The organism is Dyadobacter sp. SRI_021 (assembly GCF_057586235.1).
The window spans coordinates 1-2,648 of sequence record NZ_JBYCZM010000035.1 but is presented as its reverse complement, the minus strand read 5'-3'; the positions used below and the strand labels follow the sequence as shown (position 1 = coordinate 2,648).

Sequence of the window (2,648 nt, the reverse complement as noted above, 5' to 3'; positions counted from 1 at the left end):
TGGAAAATTCGGTGAAATTGACCACCTCAATACGGTTTAAACTGACCATCTGTTCCGGCTGAAATTGACCACCCTGTTTCGGAGCAAATTGACCACCTGTTTCGGAGGAAACTGACCAGTGGATTCCGGAGCAAACTGACCACCCTTTCAAGCAGAAAAATGCTGTAGAATCACCCATATTTTTGGCGGATACCAACCGCGGGAAGTATGGCAAATTCGACTATCAGCATGAGTAAAATAAGACAGATACTAAGGATGTACAGTCAGGGCCGCAGCAAGCTCTCTATTGCTGCTCAAACGGGTGTTTCCCGGAATACGGCCAAAAAGTATATGGCCACTTTTGAGTCGAGCGGCCTGACCTTTGATCAGATTAATGCTTTGAATGATAAGGAGCTGGACGAGTTCTTTGGGGCTGTCAAGCAAATGCCACCGCAGGACCGGTTGGTATATCTACAGCGTTGTTTTCCCCGCATAGATAAAGAGCTTAAAAAGCCCGGCGAGACGCGTTATTCGCTCTGGGAGAGCTACAAAAAGGAATTCCCGGACGGCTTCAGCTATACCCAATTCTGCTTCCACTTGGCCCAGTGGAAGTCCCGGGTCAATCCGGTCATGCATCAGGATCACAAGGCAGGAGATAAACTCTACATCGATTTTGCCGGTGTAAAGCAGAGTTTTATCAGTCGTGAGACTGGGGAAGTAATTAACGTTGAAGTCTTTATTGCCATCCTGGGCGCTAGCCAACTCACCTATGTGGAAGCTGTTATGAGTCAGTCAAAAGAAGACTTGATCCTGGCTTGTGAGAACGCCTTTCATTACATCGGGGGCGTTCCTGCGGCGGTAGTTCCGGATAATCTCAGGGCTGCCGTCACCAAAAGCAACCGGTATGAACCTACCCTGAACGAGACCTTTGAGGACTTTGCCAACCATTATGGGACCACCATATTACCCACCAGGGCGTACCGGCCACGCGACAAGGCATTAGTTGAAGGGGCTGTTAAAATAGTCTATAGCCGCATTTATGCCCCTTTGAGGAAGAAGGTTTACAACTCACTCTCTGAGCTAAACGCAGCCATCTGGGCTACCTTGGAAGTTCATAATAACCAGTTACTACGTGGTCGCAATTACAGCCGCAGGCTTCAGTTCGAAGAGATCGAGCGTAACACACTGTCGCCGCTGCCAATACTCAAATACGAGTTTAAAAAGCAATCACACGCTACGGTGATGAAAAACGGGCATGTCAACCTGAGCATCGATAAACACTATTACAGCGTCCCGTACCGGTTCATCGGCAAGAAGGTCAAATTGCTGTTCTCAGGCACCGTGGTCGAGATTTACTACCATTATGAGCGCATAGCCCTGCATCAGCGTGTCAAAAGCCCCTACAATTACTCCACCGATAAAGAGCACCTGGCCAGCACGCACCGCTTTTTGACCGAATGGACCCCGGATAAGTTCGTCGAATGGGCTTCTTCGATCCACGATGACGTAAGGCTTTATATCCTTAAAATACTGGACCGTAAGCAGCATCCCGAGCAGGCCTACCGCTCTTGCATCGGCATCTTGTCCTTCGCAAAAAAGGCTGGCGAACAACGGCTGATCAGCGCATGCCAGCGCGCGTTGAGCTATGGTATTTACAACTACAAAATCATCCAGATGATATTGGAAAAGAAGATGGACCAGTACGAGGACAGCCTGTTCGCCGACGAGCTGCCGATGCCTAACCACGACAATATCAGGGGTGAAGAATATTATCAGTAACCTTTTAAACAATCCATACAATGAACAATGACACCTTGGAGAAGCTGCGCAAGCTTAAATTTTATGGCATGTTCCATGCCTTCAAAACCAGCCTGGAAAGCGGGAAAACCAATGATTACACGGCCGATGAGCTATTAGGGTACCTTGTGGACGCCGAGTGGGACGATCGCAACAACCGCCGCGTAGAGCGGCAGATCTACCAGGCCCGGTTCCGTTATAAAGCCGTCGTCGAAAATATCCATTACCATGCCGATCGCAGTCTGGATCGTAACCAGGTCATGCGCCTGGCTGATTGCTCTTTTATCACCCGCAATGAGAACCTGCTGATCACCGGCAGCACCGGGATCGGCAAAAGCTATGTGGCAACTGCCATCGGCCATCAAGCCTGCATCCAGGGGTACCGCGTACTTTACGCGAGTACCCCAAAACTGTTCGCCCGCTTGAAAATGGCCAAGGCTGACGGCTCTTATATCAAGGAAATCGCCAGGATCGAACGGCAGCACCTGTTGGTGCTCGATGACTTCGGTATCCAGCCCTTCGATGCACAGAGCAGGGCCGCCCTGATGGAGATCATCGAAGACCGGCACGGTAAAACATCCCTGATCATTACCTCCCAACTGCCTGTCAGCAAATGGCACGAAGTGATCGGTGAAAAAACCATTGCCGATGCGATCCTGGACCGTATAGTCCACGACGCTCACCGCATAGAACTGAGAGGAGAATCAATGAGAAGAAAGAAAAAAATGGAGCCCGAAAATAGCTACCAATAATACGGCCTAAATTAACTAATTTTGAAACTGCTTCTGCAGCTTTTTTCTGCCACAGGCCGCCAGACAATTAGGTGGTCAATTTGCCACGGAATCAGGTGGTCAACTTCTCCGAAATACCCA

At 49.5% G+C, this 2,648-nt stretch carries 2 protein-coding genes; both read left to right on the top strand.

Annotated features, from left to right (window positions below):
• Nucleotides 1–228 precede the first annotated feature (228 nt).
• A complete protein-coding gene (gene istA / locus AC2YIT_RS32105) occupies nucleotides 229–1,758 on the top strand; it encodes an IS21 family transposase (RefSeq protein ID WP_487281935.1) in 1,530 nt (509 codons plus the stop codon).
• A gap of 20 nt (nucleotides 1,759–1,778) precedes the next feature.
• Complete coding sequence (gene istB, locus AC2YIT_RS32100) at nucleotides 1,779–2,528, top strand: IS21-like element helper ATPase IstB (protein ID WP_487281934.1); 750 nt, start codon at nucleotides 1,779–1,781, stop codon at nucleotides 2,526–2,528.
• Nucleotides 2,529–2,648: the final 120 nt, after the last annotated feature.